Source organism: Brachybacterium tyrofermentans (assembly GCF_014897585.1).
GTDB lineage: Bacteria > Actinomycetota > Actinomycetes > Actinomycetales > Dermabacteraceae > Brachybacterium > Brachybacterium tyrofermentans.
On record NZ_JABUXW010000104.1, the window covers coordinates 1 to 496 of the forward strand.

Annotated in this window: 1 protein-coding gene; it reads left to right on the plus strand. The window is 67.1% G+C overall.

The window, feature by feature from the left end; all coding sequences use genetic code 11:
• Positions 1-104 precede the first annotated feature (104 nt).
• A partial coding sequence (locus INT49_RS20920) for a DUF2637 domain-containing protein (RefSeq protein WP_193119643.1) occupies positions 105-496 on the plus strand: 392 nt, incomplete at its 3' end.

The window sequence follows — 496 nt, forward strand, 5'->3', positions numbered from 1 at the left end:
AAGCTAGCGCTCGCAGCGTAAACACCCCCGTGTCCACGAACCGGGGGTAGGCCCCACCCCAGCGCGCAGACCGTCCGCTCCTTGACGGGGATCGGGAGGTAGCCATGACCGGCCCGGCAGTGACGGCTCGTGCCCGGCGCGATCTCGACCTGAGCCCGGGCGGGACTCCAACTGCTGGGGTGTCGCGGTTCGTGGTTGTGCTCGCAGTGACCGGGACGATCCTGCTCGCGCTGGGCGCGTTCTGGCTGTCGTTCACCACTCTCCGTGACCTTGCCGTTCTGTCCGGGGTTCCGGAGGGGCAGGCGTGGATGTGGCCGTTGATCGTGGACGGTGTGATCTTGGAGGCCACGATCAGTGTCGTCGCGCTGCGGGATTCTGCCCGCACCGCCCGCAGGTTCGCGTGGCTGCTCCTCGGCGCGGGTGCAGGAGTGAGTGTGGCGGGGGCGTGTCAGATGGTCTGTGTAAGCCGTACCGAGAGGAACGGTAAGAATCATGA